An 18,040-nucleotide genomic window follows, 5' to 3' on the forward strand; every position below is an offset into this window, starting at 1 on the left:
AGAAGAGTGCAAGGAAAAGAGGCGATACGATGAGGTATTACATTGCGGACTGCCACTTCTTTCATCGGGGACTGAATGAAAAGATGGACAAGGGAGGTTTTGCGGATGTGGAAGAGATGAACGAATATATGATCCGGAAATGGAATAAGAAAGTACGTCCGAAGGACGAAGTTGTCATTCTGGGAGATTTCTCCATGGAAAAAGGAGAACGGACTAATGAGATTCTGCGGAGACTTCACGGAAGGCTGTATCTGATCGAAGGGAATCACGATTATTATCTGAAGGATTCCGATTTCGAACGGGAACGTTTCGTATGGATCCGGCCTTATGCGGAGATGAAAGACAACAAAAGGAAAGTCATTCTCTGCCATTATCCGGTCTTCTGCTATCACGGACAGTACAGGAAAGACCAGGAAGGAAACGCACGCACCTACATGATGTACGGACATGTCCATGACAGCTTTGATGAAGTACTGGTATCCCGATTTGTCCGGGAAACCGGGGAGACAAAAAGGGTCAATATGTACACAAAAGAGGAGGAGACGATTCCGTGCAACATGCTGAACTGCTTCTGCATGTATTCCGACTACGAACCGCTCTCTCTGGACGAATGGATAGAACATAACAGAAACAGGCGGGCAAAACAGGGAGGCAGCGAGGAAACCGCACAAGGGGATGGCGCGCCGGAAAAAAGAATGGTATAGTAAATGAGGAAGACAACGAAAATCAAGCGATCAGAAAGTACAGAAAGCAGCAGACGGAGGAAAAAACGATGCGCAAAGAAGCAGCTTTAAAGATGTGGTGGGAACTGTACGAAACAGCCTGCCGGATAGAAGAATTGAAACCATGGAAGTACCTGACAAAGGATCAGTATGTCGTTATTCAGTTAAAAGAGGAGAAAGAACCGGTCTTTCTCCGTGTCCTTGGAAACGGACAGGGAGAGGAAAAAGAGATCCAGATTTATCCGGGATTCAAAGGCTGGCAGGATCTGACCATGATTGCGGAACTGGGAACCGGACTGGAAGAATATCTTTCCGAAGATTATGCCATGTCGGACCGCCGCACTTTGATCTGCAGATATGGAAAGAAGTCAGACATGATGTATTCACAGCAGGAGATTTCAAAAGCACTGAATCTTCCGATGGCAAAAGAAGAGATGTGGCCGAATTTTATCTCTTACCGTTCCAGATACATTCCGTTTTCACCGGATCAGGACGAGGTGCTTATGATGACAGAAGCCATCCGAAACCTGTTCATGTGCATCCGGGCGCTGGAAGAAAAGAAGCTTCCAATGAAGTGGGAAGAAAATGAACGGCTCTGCCGGATTTTCAATGTCGAGACCGGACTCTGGAATATGTTCCCGGCAAAGATTTCGAAACAGACCCGGCCATACATGGGAATGCAGATTCAGAAAGAAGAATTAAAAGAAGAACTGAAAAATACTCCGGAAAAAGAGCAGAATGTTCAGATTGATTTTTACTATACTCATATCGCAGAAAGCGACGAAGAGGCGGGAAGACCGAGAAATCCATTTCTGTTTGTTGCGGCGGACGAAAAGACCGGAAAAATCATAACCCGGTATTTCCTCAAACCGGAGGAGACAGAGCTGTCTGTGGTATCCAATTTCCTCTTAAGTCATCTGAAACAGCAGGGAAGAATGAGAAAGATCACTTCCGGAAATCCGTGGATCATCAAGGCGCTGGAACAGATCTGCCAGGAGCTGGGGATTGAGACGGAATTAGGAAGAACGGAAGTGCTTGAGGAACTGATGAAGAAGATTGAAAACCGGATGTAGGAGAAATAAATGAAAAAGTACCAGATAAAAGTGGTAGAAAAGAATACAAAACCGCCGGTATGGAGAAGGTGTCTCGTACCGTCAGGTATTACATTCTCGCAACTTGCAGTGATTCTGGAGATAATAGCGGAGACAAAAGTTTCAGAACAGTATGAATTTGAATTTTATCAGGCCGGAATTCAGTTAAGAGAGTGGAGAGAGGGAGAAAATGCAGTCAGAAGATATAATTTTGATTACTGGTGTTCTTCTGATACTTATGTTGATGATCTCATGGGGCAGGAAGCGTGGTTTACATTCCGGACAGGAAAAGAAAAGGAATATCGTGTTACGATTGAAAAATGCGTTACGGACGAGGAACCATATCCACGTATTCTGAAACAAAAAGAAAGTCCGGACAGCGGGAGTTGGATGGACGTGGAGAAAGCGAATCAGGAGCTTCGCGGACAGTTTCAGGTGACATATGGAGATCCGGATTACCGCACATTTGGCGAGCTGAAACAGGAAATGAAAACGGGCAGTTTCGGCCTCAGGGGAGCAGAAAAACCTGTGAGCCGTGCGGAACGCAATGAGAAGTCCACAGAGACAAAGCTGAGGGAGTTTGCGGATCTTTTGCAGAAGCATCTTGCAGAAAACAGGAATACGCTGGACAGATATGCAAGAAATCCTGAGATGACAGCGATTCTGTCCTCCTGGACGAAAGAAGAACTTAAAAATCTGGCAGAAGACCTGGAATTAAAAGGATATCATTCTTTAAAAAAGGATATTCTGGTCGGCAAAATCAAGGAAGAACTTTCGAAGCCGTCTGTGATGGAACGGCAGATGCTGATGTTCAGTGATGAGGAAATTGCTGCGTTTGAAAGCGTACTGAAAACAACGGGATATTACCCGGTCAGAAAAGATCTGGAATTACTGGAAGGATTTTATAATCTGGCCTATGTGGGAATTTATAATGACAATTTCGCCGCAGTTCCGGATGAGGTAAAGAAAGTATACAAAAAGGTCAATACACCGAAATTCCGGAAAAAGAGGAAGACAGCTTTCTGGATGATACGGTGTCTTACAATGGTAATTTTCCTCTACGTCCTGGCGCCTATTTCCGTTATAAAGGAAATGCTGGTGAAATGTCTGGGCGAATGCATCGGTGAAGAGGAATTCCGGGAGATCTTTACATTGATTCCAGACTATTTGAATCCTTGTGTCATCCGTGGAGAGTGGGTCATTTACAAAGAAGTTCTACCGCAGGGGCTTTATAACAAGATTAAAGAAAGCCAGGAAGACCTGGAATATTATATTCCGGAACAGGAAGAGATTCTGGATTATACAGAACATGGATATCCATCCAGGGATGCCTGTTGCAGGAAAGTAAAAGAGTTTCTTGGAAAACGAATGAAGATTGAAAATGAATTTGTAGAGGAGCTGATGTGCGAACTATACAGCAGGCTGTCTTTGGGAAAGATGCCGTCTGATGTGGTAGAGATTTTTGAGGAAGAAGGCATCATATTTCCAGATGAAACTACGGTCAGGGATTTCATAATATTGCTGATGGATTTGAATAATAACACAAGGATGATTCAAAACAGAGGATGGACTCCGAATGAGATGATAAAGAAAATGCCGGTACTTCCCGAAGGGAAGAAGCCGACCCTTGTTCCAATGAGCAGTTTGGCAGCGGAGCAGCTTAAGCACGCATCTGATGAACTTCAGAAGATGGGATTTACAGTCGATCTGGATTCCGGAGCAGATGAAGTGAAAACTGTTTTTATGCCGGATGGAATCGAGGGACAAGTTGTGAAAGGTATGAAAAAGATTTATCCAAATGATCCTTGTCCGTGTGGAAGCGGAAAGAAATATAAAAAATGCTGCGGGAAAAATAAGAAGGGATAAAAAAGAGAAATAGAGGCGTATTGTACAGGTGGCACACCGAAGTCAATACGCCTTTTCTGCTTTATTTGATGACAAATGCGGCTGGAAACATCAGCATTTTTCTCAGGGTCATGCTATGTTCTTCTTTCTTATAAGAATAAGACACCGGAAACCAGACAGGTGTAGACATTCTACACAAATTTAGCAAAAAGAATGGAATAAGTCAGAAGGCTATTATATAATCTACTTTTAGGGAAAATGCTTTGGGATTGTGTCAGAAAATAACTCAGAAAAGGGGATTGTCATGAAAGTATTAGTGATACCAGATGTTCACCTGAAATCATATTTGTTTACTCAGGCGTCATCCATTCTGGAGAGCGGTGCTGCCGACCAGGCGGTCTGCCTGATGGATATTCCGGACGACTGGGGACAGGAACATCATATTGAACGATATGTAGAAACGTATGATGCCGCAATCGCATTTGCAAAGAAGTATCCGGACACACTCTGGGCCTATGGAAATCACGATCTGTGTTACATGTGGAACGAACGGGAAAGCGGATACAGTGTAGCGGCTGCCTGGACAGTAAGAGAAAAGCTGATGGAGCTAAGACACGCACTTCCGGAAGGAAACGAGATCCGGTATATTCAGAAGATTGACCAGGTGCTGTTCTGCCATGGCGGCGTCCGGGACGAATTTGTAAAGGGAACAGTAGAAGCGGAAAAGTATGATGACGTGGACCAAGTGGTGCGTACGATCAATGGTTTTCACCACGATCTGATGTGGAATGATATCTCTCCTATCTGGTACAGACCGCAGTATTCCAGCTGGAAAATGTACGGGGAGGATCAGGTGCTTCAGGTGGTTGGGCACACTCCGGTAGAAGCGATCTACAGAAGAGGAAATGTGATATCGTGTGATGTCTTTTCCACATACCGGGACGGAAGCCCGATCGGATCCCGGGAATTTCCGATTATCGATACAAAGACATGGGAATTTCAGGGAGTAAAATATTGACTGCACGCAGCGTGCAGGACTAGTATATCAGACAGGACAAAACCGTGTTAAATGGTCAAAGGCCCTGAATGTGCCAGATGAGAGGGAAAACAAAGGATAAAGGAGAGAGAAAAAGTGACAAATCTTATGAAAAAGATGAATGTGAAAAAAGTAACGGCAGTCATTGTGCTGCTCGTAGTCATGATTCTGTCTATGACAGTTGGTTCAAAAGTGGCAAGTGATCCGGAAAATCATAAGAAGACGATCGAATCATTGGATGAAAAGAAGGAAGATGTTCTGAAACTCACAGCTACATCTGCAGCGGCATCCACAGCTCTCGCCGCCATTCCTGGTGATGCGACAACACCGGTGGCAAATAAGCTTGCGGATCTGACATCGTATTTCCTGATTATTTTGATGGTGGTCTTTCTGGAAAAATATCTGGTCACTCTGACCGGCTATGCCGCATTTACCATTTTGATTCCGATTGCATGCGTATTGCTTGCTGCCGGAATCTGTGCAAATAAGGCGGTACTGAAAATGCTGGCAGCAAAAATCGCACTGTTTGCTGCCGTGATCTTTCTTGTAATTCCATTTAGCATGAAGGTCTCTTCGATTATAGAAGACACATACGAGATATCTATGGAAGAAACAGTGAAAGGGGCGGAGGATCTCACAGATGAAATCAATGAGAACACGGATTCCGAAGGCAATATCATCGAGAAAGCGCTGTCAAAGATCAAAGCCGGAGTAACCGGACTGCTGGACAAGGGAGAACAGCTCCTGAATCAGTTTATTGAGACGATCGCTGTCATGCTGGTAACATCCTGCCTGATTCCGATTCTGGTACTTGTCTTTATGCTCTGGTTCATAAAGATACTGTTCGGAATCCAGATCAATGTGCCAAAAGATATGCCAAAACGGATCGCGTCAAAAGTCCCGGGACAGAAAAAGGTGGCTGCAAAACTGCAGGATAAAGCCAGTGTTTCAGAAGAGACAGATGGAAGAGAATAAATAGAATAAGAAAAAGCAAACGGACGTGTTGAGTGAAATCAATACGTCCATTTTTTTGGAAAAGTTGCCTCACCGTAGGCAGTATGGTGGTTTGGTCCTAATCGCCACCTTGCGGAAAATGCATTCGCGAAAAAAACACGTCCTGTTTTGAGGAAGTGTTTTGCTGTCGATTTGCCATGTGAAAAGAAATGTTGACGGCACGCAACGTGCAATTTTAAGCTATAAAGGAGAGGTGGAACGATGAAAGAAATGACATTGAGGGAAGTGTGTGAAAGTGCAAATGTCTCAAGACGCGCTGTTCAGGGATACGAAAAAGCAGGACTGGTTTCCGCGTCAGGCAAGAATACATACGGATATCTTTTATATGATACAGATTCACAGGAACGGATCAAACGCATTAAACTGTACCAGGATTTGGGACTGAAAATTAAGGAGATCAAGGAAATCATTGATGCTCCGAATCCGGTACTGAAAAAGATTCTGGAAGAACGGATTGTAAAAATGGAGGAAGAAAAAGAGCGGATAGATGATCTGATCGATAAAGTAAAAGAATTGATTGCAACACTTTCGTAAACAAAGCAGTTTTGACAGCAGATCCACTTCCCGTGGTGTTGAAATCTGAAATGATAAGGAGGGAAAAGGAAAAATTTAATGTGTTATCTGACGGCGGGTACAAGGATAATCATGGAAATCCGGATTACGAAACCGTAGAATTTGATGACGATTCACAAATACATTTAGGAGGTTTGGAATATGAAGGAGAAAGTAAAGATGTTTACCATTTTTGCTGTTATACTTAGCATGACAGGATGCCTTGCCGGATGTGGCAGCGGCGAAACAGCCAATAATCCCGGCAGCAGAGCCATAAAGGAGAAGATTAATATAAAGGATATTGCCTGGAATGTTGATGAAGGTATCGTTGGAGGTGAGCGCTATGTCCTTCTTAGCTACACGAACGATACGCAATGTACAATAACGAACTTTGAAATTATATTTAATGAAAAGGCTGGTATCACCGAAGAAGAAAAATCAGACTTCTATTCAGATATTCAAAAGAAGTTTGAACTAAGCGATGAAGATATGGATGATCTCAAAAGCAGATCGATTTCAATGCACGCAGAAACAGACAGGGTTGTGAAACCAGGCGAATCCATTTCAAATGTAAATTGTTATTATTACGGCGGTTCTTTTTATCTGAAAGATATAAACCACTATAACTTGGTTGAGCCTGATATTGCTACCATTAAGTACTTGGAGGAGGATAAAATTTTTACGGTATATTATGATTACGGTTCAAAAAAATATTCTACCGAAGAAAAAACAGAGATAGCATATCAATGGTCACAAACAGATCTTGGCAGCAAAATTCCGAAACCGGATGTGAAAGTGGTAAAAAGCAGCATAGATGATGAAACGAGCTTTATGTTTGATGCATACGGCTTGACGTTAGAGCAATTTAATGCGTATGTCGACGAATGTAAAGAACTTGGATATACAGATAAGTCGAATAACTATGAAGGATCCTATACTGCTGATAATGCAGAAGGTTATAATGTCCATTTATATTACGATGAAAGGGATCATTCGATGAGTGGCACTATCAGTGCACCCAAAACAGAAAGCGAATAGTCTAAAATAAGTGAATCTATGAAATCGGGGCGGTGATGCGAAGTTATCATCGCCCTGATTAATTAAGTTATTTTATAAATATTATCTTGTTATAATTCTTAGCGGGGAGAGACAGATGATAAATTCTGGAAGCAAATTTTTAGAGAAATATTCAATGAAGGTTTGAAAATGGTTGATGCAAAACATGATATAATGAGTAAAACTGGTATTTGTGTCAAAAATATTCAATGAAATGGGGCGATAAAGGGAAATTAGGAGAGACGGCTATTTATAGAGGCTGAATATATGGTAAGATTGAAAGAGAGCCCCTGCTTTTTCGATATAGCGTGACACTTACAAAAGATGCCTCTGGAAAATATGCAGTCACTCACGAATGTTTATCCAGCAAAAAAGCAACTAATTTGCTGGAAACAGCGGAAAAAATCGATAGACTTTTTGTCTGAGAACCACCAGATTTATTCATGGAAAACAAATGGAAATTATTCGCCATCCAGGCTATATCGAAATGGAATGATCGAAGGTTCTCCATTTAATGTAGATTCCATTGACTTTATAGGTGTATTTGGTTCAGGTGGGGAGGACGAATAATGGGGCTTCAGCTGATTTGTATGGAGCATAAGATGAAGAAGGGATAAGGTGGTGGAAAGAAATGTATATTCAATGTACAAAAAAGATGCTAGATAAACTGGATTCTGAAAAAATCGGGATGGTTTCGGCAGATGAATGTGATGATGGGGCAGATGGTTTTTACTCCTGGCATGTAAATTATATTACAATTAACCGTAGGAAAGTTATTGTATGCATGAATAATTTGACCAGATATACAATTATCATATATCGTCCGAAAGCAAAGGATATTGCACATTTTGAATCAAGAATCAAAGAAGGAATTCGTACTGCATTTTTGGGAGAAGGTGTTCCACAGGAGATGGTGGAGGAGTATTTCCGGAATTGCGGAGATGTAAAGTTTTTAAAAACGAAGGATAGAAGACTGCTGGCAAATCTAAATCAGACTTGTCAAATTGTTCAGTATTATGCAGAACTGCTGGATGAAGATGCGGTGGTACAAAGCAGAGCCAGTCTGAATCTGGGAAGATATATGGTAAAATTCGAAGGGCAGTATGAATGCCCGGCGCACAAATTGTTTCGTGCATTTTGCCGCATGAGAAATATTCCCGAGCAGGATTGGGAACAGATTCTTGAGATAGAAAACTATCAACTGAAAATCAGACTGATGCTGGAACATTATGATATATGGCGGAGAATTCTGATTCCGGCCCGGTGTACATTTGAAGAACTACATATGGCGATTCAATACACTTTTGGATGGTTTGGTTATCACTTACATGAATTTTCTGTAGTGGATCAGAATTACAAAGCAGAAGAAGGGACACCGCTGTATGCATATCCAAAGAAGATCAGGATTGTGGATGGGGAAGATCCTGAAGTGGAACAGTTTTTGGAGCGGGATCGGTATGAAGTAAAATATGATACGAAGACAAGCTTGAGAGAGATTTTTGAAGAAACAGATAGGTGTATTTATACCTATGATTTTGGTGATAACTGGGAACACGAGATTATTCTGGAAAAAGTAGAAAGGAACAGCCATAATCGTATTCCGTATCTGTTGGAACAAAAAGGTGAACGGCCTCCGGAAGATGTAGGTGGAGAAGGCGGTTTTGAAGAATATATGAGAATCGTATCTGATCCGGAAAATCCAGAGTATGAGTTCATGGTTCAATGGTCGGAAAATACAAGAGCAGACCAACGGACAATTGAGGAGATTAATCGGCAGTTGAACCGGTATTATGGTTACATAGGTTTTAGATAACAGGATAAAAGAGGAGAATGAACAATGATTGCACCGAGAAAAATACGTTTTGAAGCAGGAAAAAGAAGAAATGAAAACTTTGCATTTCGTACTTATTTGAAATGCAATGCGGAGGAAGACAAATTGGATGAGCAATTTCAAAAATTGCATCAGGAGTTATTCAGAAATTATGACTGTAGCAGGTGCAGAAATTGCTGTAAGATGTATCGTGGCAGTATACCGGAAGAAGACCTGGAGCAGGACGCAGGAGTACTTGGGCTTACAAAGGAAGAACTCATAGAAAAATATCTGGAGAAAAGTGAAACGGAAGATGGATATGAAACAAAACATGTACCTTGTGATTTTCTGGATCAGAATGGGGACTGCAGATTAGGGAGTTGTAAACCGCAGAGTTGCAAAACTTTTCCCTATACAGATCAGCCGGGACGGCTTTACAGTTTGCTCAGCGTGTTAGACGTGATTGAAGTTTGCCCGGTGGCATTTGAGATTTTCGAAAGACTGAAAAAAGAATATGGGTGGAAGTATCAGAGGTAGAAGTTTGCAGGAAAAGGGAAGAGTGGAATAGTATATGAGACTGTTTATAGCGATTCAATTATCAGAGGACATGAAAAGGGCTCTGACAGCCTGCATGAATGATTTGAAAAAACAGGAAGTGACTGGCAATTATGTACCGGCTCAGAACCTGCATCTGACCTTGACATTTATTGGAGAATATGATGAGCCGGAGCGTGTAAAGAATGTTATAAACAGTATTCCGCTGCCCCGGCTTCGTCTGAAACTTTCCGAGAAAGGAAAGTTTGGGGATCTTCTCTGGGCAGGGATTCAGGAAAATCAGGATTTGCACGCGTATGTGAAGAATTTACGGGCAGCCTTGAAAGAAGCAGGAATTCCTTATGCGCACGACAAGTTTATCCCGCACATCACTCTGATCCGAAGGTTCGTCTCGAAGAAGCCATATCAGGTGCATTTGCGAAAAGCGGAGATGAACGTGGAGCGAGTATCGCTTATGAAGTCGGAGAGAAAGAATGGGAAGATGGTATATCGGGAGATATAGGAGCGTTTGTGAATGATAGCTTTTAGAGAACAAGATATTTGATGCTTTATTTTATAAAAGACTTGAGAGAAAGGGGAAGGATGAGAGAATGCAGTCTGAAGAAAAGAAGGAGAAGAAAAACAAAATCGGTAAAATTGTTTCTGGTGTAGGAAAAAATACAAAAGATTTATTAGGAAAATCGAAAGATATAGCGATCAATATGGCTGACAGGAACAATGATGGAAAGCTTGACTTTACAGATGTTTCCGAAATTGCAGGAAGTGTCGGAAGTACAGTAAAAAAGGGGATGCAGACGGTAAGAAAAACTGCAGACGAGAAAGCGCGTATACTAGAATTAAAGGCGTTGCGGCCTATTTTTACGGAATCGTTGAATGAGGAAGATTTCTTTATGTCTAAATTTGTACGTGTGACAGAGAGAGATAAAAAGCATGCAGAAAGTGATGTTTGTAAGGGATCAATAGGATTTATTTCCGAGCAGAAAGGACTGCGTATTGTAAATATTTTTCGAGATTCGATCGATGCATTTGGGCTTCACTTTTTTCCGGATTGCGACAATGAATTTTATTACATCGATCCAAGTGACAGAAACAGCTATATTGCGCTGAATGATTATTTCAGTCACTTAAAGCTTGTGCGTATCGGTGAATTAGAGAAAATTGCACAGGATCTCGGGGCAAAACATTTTAAAATCACATATAAAGAGGAGAAGAGATCACTTTCCGAGAAGAAAACGAATACGGAAGTGAATGTGAAGATGGCCTCATCGGGACAGATGGATCATAATTCTACAGATAAAACATTTTCGACAGTCGAAGTTGCAGCAGAAACAAAATTTCCAGGTCATGAGCCAATAAATCCACAGTTAAAATATCTTCATAATGATCCGAGTATAAAAATGCTGGTTACGATGAGAATGGATGAGAAAGCACCGCTGCTGCATCAGAAATTCTTGCTAAAACTGAGCAATTCTTCCGGATTAAAAGAAAGTGAAGCGATAAAAATTGATGCAGTTCTAAAAGGAATGAAATGTGCCGGAAATACAACCGTTGTAAGTGAGGTGCAAAATGAGTCCAGAAGATATCTTGAATATGAAATTGATTTTTGAGATTTTAGTAAAGAATCTTCGATTTATTTGAAAAATCAACATAACATGGATGGCCTCGATTGTAGACCGAATTAACACAGCGAAGCTGATTTGCGCATTTCCCGAATAACCCCCATTTTCTCTGCATACATTGTAAAAATAGTGAGTGTAGAGGAAATCTATGAAGGAATATATCGAGGAGAGGGCGGTAGAGATCGCGCATTACATCATTGATCATAATGCAACAGTGAGGCAGACGGCAAAAGAGTTCGGAGTGAGTAAAAGTACCATACATAAAGATGTTACCGAGCGTCTGCGGCAGATCAATCCCCAACTTGCCGGTGAAGCAAGAAAGGTACTGGATCTGAACAAATCCGAGCGCCATATCCGGGGAGGCATGGCAACGCGCGAAAAATATAAAGGAAAGCATATGTATTAAAAGGGAGCTGATGTTTTTGACTAAATAGGGTCAAAGGCATTGGCTCTTTTATATATGGAGGGTGTACAACACATGATATGTCCGGTATACAAATTTTAGGGTATAGGGTATAATATAAGAAAGATGACAAGCGAAAATATACTATTTTAGTTTAAGAAAGAGGTGAGATTGTATGCCTGTTCATGTTTTGGATATTATGCAGGATTTTGCTAAGCATGCAAGGAAGATACTGGGTAAGTCGCTTGACAGTGTTATTGTATATGGATCATATGCAAGAGGTGATTATTCGGAAGTTTCGGATATTGATGTTATGCTGTTGGTTTCGTTGGAGGAAGATCGGATAAAGAAGATATCTGACCAGATTAGTGATCTTGCTTTTGAGTATATGATGAAATATGGAGTTGATATTTCTCCAGTGATAACCAATACAGATCATTTTAATTATTGGGTAGACAATCTGCCTTATTATCGCAATGTTAGAGATGAGGGGGTAAAACTTAGTGCATGATATAGGTAAGGACATAGAATTATCAAAATACAGATTTTCCCTCGCGGAGGAAACTTACAGAAATGCGAAGATGTGCTTTGATAATGGTTTTTACAGAGACTGCATTAACCGATCTTATTATGCGGTGTTTTACGGAGTGCGTGCTGTTCTTGCGTTGGAAAGCATAGATTTTAAACGTCATAAAGATGTTGTAGCGTATTTTAATAAAGAATTTGTTGCAACCGGAAAGTTCCCGGGAGAAATGGGGAGACGTCTGGCAAGATTGAAAATGAAAAGAGAAGAAAGTGATTATAATGATTTTTTCATTGCATCTGCAGATGAAGCAAAAGCACAGCTGGAGTCAGTAGAGTATATGCTTCCATTAATAAAAGAATATTTGGAAGACCATAATGTAAGTTTTTAATACGGAAATTATTTGAAATATCAGAGGACGTGTTACGGAAAAGGAGAAATGCAAGGTGTATGATATCTCTATTATAGGTGCTGCGATTATTGATATTCTTGCTGCACCGGTAAATGAAGCAGTATTTTCCACCGGCTCCTGTCCGATGGACACGATTCAGATGTCTTTTGGAGGGGATGCGCTGAATGAGGCAGTGATTCTCAGCAGACTGGGAAAAAAGGTGCAGCTGATCACAAAGGTTGGTGAAGACGAAGCCGGAAAGCGGGTACTGAATTTTATGGAAGAGAACCGGCTTTCTGTGGAGAGTGTGAAAATACAGAAAGACCTGGCAACAGGTATCAACATCGTTCTGATCAATGAAAAAGGGGAGCGGCATTTCCTGACGAATCCGCATGGCAGCTTGAGAAAGCTGGCATTTGAAGATATCAACGGCTGTCTCGATGATGCGGCTCCGATTGTAAGTTTTGCTGGAATGTTCGTTTCTCCGTTGCTGAACATCGAAAAAATGAAACAGTTATTTGCCAGAATCAAGGAGAAAGATCGATTTTTGGCGGTGGATATGACAAAGGCAAAAAATGGAGAAACGCTGGAGGATATTGAAGAGCTCCTTCCTTATATGGACTGTATCTTCCCAAATGAAGAAGAAATCGCTTTATTGACGGGCGAGCGGGATCCTTTTGAAAACGCAAAGCGTCTGGTATCATGCGGAGTAAAGACAGCGGTTGTCAAATGCGGGGCCGACGGATGTGTTTTGGCGGACAGGCAGGGAGCTCGGGCAATCCCGGCGGTTCCTGTGAAGGTATGTCTGGATACGACCGGAGCGGGCGATTCGTTTGCGGCAGGCTTCCTTTGGGGAATTGCGAACGGATGGCAGATTGACGAGTGTGCAAGGTTTGCCTGCGCGGCAGCTTCCTGTACCGTGGAAGCCTACGGGGCAGCGGGAGGAATTCATTCGCTGGAAGATGTGAAGAGAAGAATGAGATAGAAAGTAACGCTCCGCGAGATGCGCACTCGCGCAAAGCAGAAATTTGTCGCTAAAGCGACCGCGCTCGGCGCGAGAGTTCCGCAAACGGAACTCTTTGTTATTTACCGGAACACCCACAGATCTTTGATCTGTCCGCTGATCTGATCGTAATCCCACAGCTTTTTGGAATTTTTCTGGCTGTTTGGATCATTGACCTTGATCTGTCCGTTTTGATACCCGGTCAGAACGATGAAATGTCCGGTCGTTGTGAAGTCTCCAGGGCCTACGACAGCGACAATCGGATTTCCTACTTCCAGGTTATCGATGATCCGTTGCTCATCCAGCGGGATCTCTGTGACATCAAATCCAAGGGATGCTCCGCCCTCGGAGAAGAGGGTCCAGTAGGAGCCGCTTCCGTCGGAGGCATAGCCGTGGGAGGAGGCAAAATCCGCCATCCAGGCAGGATTCATATTCGTATTTCCGGTGAGGTAGATGGCCACCATGGAAAGGCAGGTCGGACCGCAGCCGCTTAAACCGAAGAGATCTCCGGCGTACTGCTTATATCCCCAGCGTTGATCCCACTGCATGAGAAGCGGGACAGAAGAAGTATTCAGCGTGCTCAGATCAATGGAAGGCGTTTCATCCTTTTTCGCCGGATATTCAAAGACAAAGTCTTTGGTTTCTTTATTCCGGTCATACAGATCGATCAGTGACTGCGGATAGTCGCTGATGTCATAGCCGTTGGCGGAAGCATACCGGCTGATTTCTTTCTCGGCGGAGCCGCCAAGGAGGGAAAGGATCCCGGACACCAGTCCGGAGTCTGCGCCGGCAGAACGGTTCAGTATATAGGAGGCGCAGGCACAAAGAGCCAGAATCATGCAGAGCATGGGAAGGACAAAGTGAAGCAGGTGCCTCCGGCGTTTCCTGCGATAACGGATTGGTTTTCTTGTTCTTGTATTCATGAGAGATCATTCCTTTCTGGTAAAGTACCCAAAGTTCACATGGAAAAAGCGTGTCGGAAAACCGGAAGCGGTTTCCCAGGCACGCTTTTACTATATCAGAATGGTCGATTTGATTTTCTCAGATTCATAGACGGAAATCTGTATTTTATCCCACGAAATTCTAACGATTTCCTGACGAATATGGAAGATCAACCCGGAAGATCACACGGTTGTCGTGACTTTCGGCAAAAATCTGGCCGCCGTGCAGTTCTACAATCTCTTTTGCAATGGCAAGACCAAGGCCTGCTCCGCCGCTTCCGGAGCCTCTGGAAGAGTCCAGACGGAAGAACTGTTCAAAAATCCGCTCCAGTTTTTCCGGCGGAATGGTGCGGCCCTCGTTTTCCACGGTGAAAGTCAGAACGCCCATGTCGACAGAAAGCCGGACATCAATGACCGTGTCCGAAAAACTGTAGTTGACCGCATTTCGCAGCAGATTGTCAAAGACACGCTGCAGTTTGTCAGGATCACAGAGGAACTCCAGATTCTGTGGAGCGTGGAAAGAATATTCCAGGTTCTTTTCGGCAAACATCGGGGCAAACTCATAAAGGGTCTGCTCCAGCATCCGTGTCAGATTGATCCGGCTCAGATCCAGCGTCAGATGGGTCAGATTAAACCGGGTAATGTCGAAGAACTCATTGATCAGGTCCTCCAGCCGCTCCGCCTTTTCAAGAGCAACGCCCAGATATTTCTCCTGAAGTGCAGGGGAAATTTCCCTTTCATCATGAAGAAGCGTCAGATATCCGATCACGGAGGTGAGCGGCGTCTTCAGGTCATGAGCCAGATAGACGACCAGGTCGTTTTTTCGCTGTTCAGCCTCGTTGGCGGCCTTCCTGCTTTCGATGATATCAAGCCGTACCTCATTCATATGAAGGGCGGCTTCCCGCAGGTCATCGGACATAACGACAGGTTCCTCCTGATTTTTCCAGAGGCTGTCGGAGGCTGTCAGAAGCTCATCCAGATAGGCACAGGATTTAGAGAGATAACGGTATCCGAAAATAAGAGCGCCGATGAGCAGATATAAAATCATAAAGAGTTCATGGAAACGCTCCAATGTGGATATCACGATATAAAAAGTCTCATACCCGTACCATATTCTCGTGTGATAATACCAGTATATAAGAAGGAACAGAAACCCGCCGATTCCTGCATAGAGCAGGCAGGAAAAAATAAAGCGGTATAAAAGTCTGCGGCGGAGCTGTTCGGAAAGTTGATTCGTTGTCTGTTTATTCAATTTGATACCCCACTCCCCATACAGTTTTAATGTATTTCGGCTTCCGGCCGGAGTCTTTCATCTTCTCACGGAGCCGGCCGATGTGAGCCATGACCGTATTGTTATTATCAAGAAATTTTTCCCCCCAGACCTGCTCGAAGAGTTCCTCAGAGGAAACGACACGACCTTTGTTTTCGCACAGATACCATAGGATGGAAAATTCGATCGGTGTCAGAGACAGCGGGCTGCCGTTTAAGGAACATTTGTGAGAATCCTTATCAATGCTTAATCCCCGGATGTCGATACAGGAATCGACGGCTGCATCCAAAGAAGAATCCGCCGGCGCGGCTTTTGGATTGTAGCGCTCAAAGCGGCGGAGTTGGGTCTTGACCCTTGCCACCAGTTCCAGAGGATTGAACGGTTTTGTAATATAATCATCGGCTCCAATGGTGAGACCGAGAATCTTGTCAGTATCCTCTGTTCTTGCGGTCAGCATGATGACAGGATAAAAATGCTCCTTCCGGATCTCCTGACAGAGTTTGTAGCCGTCAATGTCGGGAAGCATGACATCCAGAATCGCAAGAGACAGTTCTTCCTTCCGGATACAGTCAAGCGCATCTTTTCCATTGTAACATTTCAGGACTTCCATCCCCTCATTGGAAAGATAGACTTCCACCAGATCGGCAATGGCCTGTTCGTCGTCCACAATCAGTATTTTCCTTTTCATAACATTCCATCTCCTGTTTTTTATACTGATAAAATCCTTGCACAGAAATAGAAAACTGTCAAGAAGAGAGAGAAAAAGAGGTGAGGAATATAGAAAAAGTAGACAAAAACCATGGTACGAAATTGTGAAAAGTTACGTAAATGAACAAAAAGGGACTCGAGTCCTTTTTTATATGTTAAATTCCGGTTAAGATGCAAGTAAAGACGAACGAAATGAGGACAAGCCGGTATTTTTTTGTGTAAAAATGAGAACGGATGTCCATATTACAGGTAAGGGAAAGCGAGGTATGATTATGAATTATTCAGAAAACCCGAATAAACAATATCACATTCAGGTAGGAAAAGGAGATGTCGGACGTTATGTGATTCTTCCGGGGGATCCAAAACGGTGTGCAAAGATCGCAAAATATTTTGACGATCCGGTTTTGATGGCAGACAACAGAGAATATGTGACTTATACCGGATATCTGGACGGTGTGAAGGTAAGCGTGACCTCTACAGGAATCGGCGGTCCGTCCGCATCGATCGCCATGGAAGAGCTGGTAATGTCCGGGGCGGATACCTTTATCCGGATCGGAACATGCGGAGGAATGCAGCTGGATGTAAAGAGCGGGGACGTGGTAATCGCAAACGGAGCGATCCGTATGGAAGGGACGACACGGGAATACGCACCGATCGAGTTTCCGGCTGTGGCGGACATCCATCTTACCAACGCACTGATGGAATCAGCAAGGGAAATGGGAGCGCCGTACCATGTCGGCATCGTTCAGTGTAAAGATTCCTTCTATGGACAACACTCTCCGGAGCGGATGCCGGTCAGCTATGAGCTTCTGAATAAATGGGAAGCATGGAAGCGGCTTGGATGCCTGGCTTCCGAGATGGAATCGGCGGCCCTCTTTGTTGTAGCAAGCCACTTAAGAGTGCGGGCAGGATCCTGCTTCCTCGTTGTGGCAAACCAGGAACGGGAAAAGGAAGGACTGGAAAATCCGGTAGTCCATGATACCGATATGGCAGTCCGGGTAGCAGTGGGAGCAATCCGGAAACTGATTGAAGCGGACAAAAAGGCAGGAAAATAAAGGAGGGTGCACAGATGAGTGAAACACAGATTCAGGAACTGATTGAAACAGCCATTGCTCAACTTGCCTTCTCCTACACACCGTATTCCCATTTCAAAGTCGGGGCGGCTCTGCTTGCAAAAAACGGACAGATCTACACAGGATGCAATATAGAGAATGCTGCGTACACGCCGACGAACTGTGCCGAGCGGACAGCCGTTTTCAAAGCAGTCAGCGAAGGGATCCGGGAATTTGAAGCAATCTGTATTGTAGGCGGACCGGACGGAGAACTTTTGGATTATACACCACCTTGCGGAGTGTGCAGGCAGGTCATGATGGAATTCTGTCATCCGGACGAATTTCAGATTATCCTGGCAAAGGGAAAAGATGATTATCGGATTTATAAACTGAAAGATCTGATGCCTCAGGGATTTGGACCGGGCAATCTGGAAGAAAGGTAGGAGGAA

General features: G+C 43.4%; 20 protein-coding genes. 17 read left to right on the forward strand and 3 right to left on the reverse strand.

The window, feature by feature from the left end:
• Positions 1 to 29: 29 nt before the first annotated feature.
• The 15 genes from FGQ85_RS06940 (at position 30) to FGQ85_RS07010 (ending at position 13,602) form a co-directional block, all read left to right on the forward strand.
• Entirely contained in the window at positions 30 to 704 is a 675-nt protein-coding gene (locus tag FGQ85_RS06940) for a metallophosphoesterase (protein ID WP_138373028.1), read from the forward strand.
• Positions 705 to 772: 68 nt separating this feature from the next.
• Positions 773 to 1,795 carry a hypothetical protein gene (locus tag FGQ85_RS06945; protein WP_138373029.1) on the forward strand — a complete coding sequence of 341 codons (1,023 nt, stop codon included), beginning with the start codon at positions 773 to 775 and terminating at the stop codon, positions 1,793 to 1,795.
• A gap of 9 nt (positions 1,796 to 1,804) precedes the next feature.
• Positions 1,805 to 3,679, forward strand: a complete 1,875-nt coding sequence (locus tag FGQ85_RS06950; RefSeq protein ID WP_138373030.1) for an SEC-C metal-binding domain-containing protein — start codon at positions 1,805 to 1,807, stop codon at positions 3,677 to 3,679.
• A 283-nt stretch (positions 3,680 to 3,962) separates the two neighbouring features.
• Positions 3,963 to 4,676, forward strand: coding sequence for a metallophosphoesterase (locus tag FGQ85_RS06955; protein WP_138373031.1), 714 nt, complete (start codon positions 3,963 to 3,965; stop codon positions 4,674 to 4,676).
• A gap of 114 nt (positions 4,677 to 4,790) precedes the next feature.
• Positions 4,791 to 5,669 carry a hypothetical protein gene (locus FGQ85_RS06960; RefSeq protein ID WP_243128499.1) on the forward strand — a complete coding sequence of 293 codons (879 nt, stop codon included), beginning with the start codon at positions 4,791 to 4,793 and terminating at the stop codon, positions 5,667 to 5,669.
• A gap of 240 nt (positions 5,670 to 5,909) precedes the next feature.
• Entirely contained in the window at positions 5,910 to 6,242 is a 333-nt protein-coding gene (locus tag FGQ85_RS06965) for a MerR family transcriptional regulator (RefSeq protein ID WP_138373032.1), read from the forward strand.
• 180 nt (positions 6,243 to 6,422) lie between these two features.
• On the forward strand, positions 6,423 to 7,298 hold the full coding sequence (locus FGQ85_RS18320; RefSeq protein ID WP_171027905.1) for a DUF6591 domain-containing protein: 876 nt from the start codon (positions 6,423 to 6,425) through the stop codon (positions 7,296 to 7,298).
• Positions 7,299 to 7,947: 649 nt separating this feature from the next.
• A complete protein-coding gene (locus tag FGQ85_RS06975) occupies positions 7,948 to 9,129 on the forward strand; it encodes a plasmid pRiA4b ORF-3 family protein (RefSeq protein ID WP_138373033.1) in 1,182 nt (393 codons plus the stop codon).
• A 24-nt stretch (positions 9,130 to 9,153) separates the two neighbouring features.
• Positions 9,154 to 9,663, forward strand: a complete 510-nt coding sequence (locus FGQ85_RS06980; protein ID WP_138373034.1) for a YkgJ family cysteine cluster protein — start codon at positions 9,154 to 9,156, stop codon at positions 9,661 to 9,663.
• A 34-nt stretch (positions 9,664 to 9,697) separates the two neighbouring features.
• Positions 9,698 to 10,183: an RNA 2',3'-cyclic phosphodiesterase gene (gene thpR, locus FGQ85_RS06985; protein WP_138373035.1), complete on the forward strand. Its 486-nt coding sequence runs from the start codon at positions 9,698 to 9,700 to the stop codon at positions 10,181 to 10,183.
• Positions 10,184 to 10,271: 88 nt separating this feature from the next.
• Positions 10,272 to 11,288 carry a hypothetical protein gene (locus FGQ85_RS06990; protein ID WP_138373036.1) on the forward strand — a complete coding sequence of 339 codons (1,017 nt, stop codon included), beginning with the start codon at positions 10,272 to 10,274 and terminating at the stop codon, positions 11,286 to 11,288.
• A 160-nt stretch (positions 11,289 to 11,448) separates the two neighbouring features.
• Entirely contained in the window at positions 11,449 to 11,706 is a 258-nt protein-coding gene (gene spoIIID / locus FGQ85_RS06995) for a sporulation transcriptional regulator SpoIIID (protein ID WP_087166847.1), read from the forward strand.
• A 172-nt stretch (positions 11,707 to 11,878) separates the two neighbouring features.
• A complete protein-coding gene (locus FGQ85_RS07000; RefSeq protein ID WP_138373037.1) occupies positions 11,879 to 12,214 on the forward strand; it encodes a nucleotidyltransferase domain-containing protein in 336 nt (111 codons plus the stop codon).
• Positions 12,207 to 12,617 (forward strand): HEPN domain-containing protein, encoded by a 411-nt coding sequence (locus FGQ85_RS07005; RefSeq protein WP_138373038.1) that lies wholly within the window; start codon positions 12,207 to 12,209, stop codon positions 12,615 to 12,617. The genes FGQ85_RS07000 and FGQ85_RS07005 overlap by 8 nt, the downstream gene beginning before the upstream one ends.
• 55 nt (positions 12,618 to 12,672) lie before the next feature.
• Positions 12,673 to 13,602, forward strand: a complete 930-nt coding sequence (locus tag FGQ85_RS07010; RefSeq protein WP_171027906.1) for a carbohydrate kinase family protein — start codon at positions 12,673 to 12,675, stop codon at positions 13,600 to 13,602.
• Positions 13,603 to 13,703: 101 nt separating this feature from the next.
• On the opposite strand, the gene FGQ85_RS07015 is transcribed toward FGQ85_RS07010, so the two are convergent.
• The 3 genes from FGQ85_RS07015 to vanR all read right to left on the reverse strand — a co-directional run bounded on the left by FGQ85_RS07015 (position 13,704) and on the right by vanR (position 16,519).
• Positions 13,704 to 14,543, reverse strand: coding sequence for a C39 family peptidase (locus tag FGQ85_RS07015; RefSeq protein ID WP_138373040.1), 840 nt, complete (start codon positions 14,541 to 14,543; stop codon positions 13,704 to 13,706).
• Between the two features lie 160 nt (positions 14,544 to 14,703).
• Positions 14,704 to 15,813, reverse strand: a complete 1,110-nt coding sequence (locus FGQ85_RS19150) for a HAMP domain-containing sensor histidine kinase (RefSeq protein WP_087166851.1) — start codon at positions 15,811 to 15,813, stop codon at positions 14,704 to 14,706.
• Entirely contained in the window at positions 15,806 to 16,519 is a 714-nt protein-coding gene (gene vanR / locus FGQ85_RS07025) for a VanR-ABDEGLN family response regulator transcription factor (protein ID WP_118636720.1), read from the reverse strand. Before vanR ends, FGQ85_RS19150 begins: the two co-directional genes overlap by 8 nt.
• Positions 16,520 to 16,808: 289 nt before the next feature.
• Between vanR and udp the strand changes: the two genes are divergently transcribed.
• Together udp and FGQ85_RS07035 are read left to right on the forward strand one after the other, a co-directional pair.
• Entirely contained in the window at positions 16,809 to 17,594 is a 786-nt protein-coding gene (udp, locus tag FGQ85_RS07030; RefSeq protein WP_138373053.1) for a uridine phosphorylase, read from the forward strand.
• 14 nt (positions 17,595 to 17,608) lie between these two features.
• On the forward strand, positions 17,609 to 18,034 hold the full coding sequence (locus FGQ85_RS07035) for a cytidine deaminase (RefSeq protein ID WP_138373041.1): 426 nt from the start codon (positions 17,609 to 17,611) through the stop codon (positions 18,032 to 18,034).
• Positions 18,035 to 18,040: the final 6 nt, after the last annotated feature.

Origin of the sequence: Pseudoflavonifractor sp. BSD2780061688st1 E11 (assembly GCF_005844125.1) — a bacterium.
Classification (GTDB): Bacteria; Bacillota; Clostridia; order Lachnospirales; family Lachnospiraceae; genus Sellimonas; species Sellimonas catena.